Raw genomic sequence first — 222 nt, forward strand, 5'->3', positions numbered from 1 at the left:
ACTAAGCGTACACGGTGGATGCCCTGGCAGTCAGAGGCGATGAAGGACGTGCTAATCTGCGATAAGCGTCGGTAAGGTGATATGAACCGTTATAACCGGCGATTTCCGAATGGGGAAACCCAGTGTGATTCGTCACACTATCATTACGTGAATACATAGCGTAATGAAGCGAACCGGGGGAACTGAAACATCTAAGTACCCCGAGGAAAAGAAATCAACCGA

At 48.6% G+C, this 222-nt stretch carries 1 rRNA gene; it reads left to right on the top strand.

The features are described 5' to 3' along the window. Positions 1–222, top strand: a 23S ribosomal RNA gene (locus tag NNO02_RS23730); the annotation flags it as partial.

The organism is Citrobacter sp. Awk 2, from assembly GCF_028069815.1.
GTDB lineage: Bacteria > Pseudomonadota > Gammaproteobacteria > Enterobacterales > Enterobacteriaceae > Citrobacter.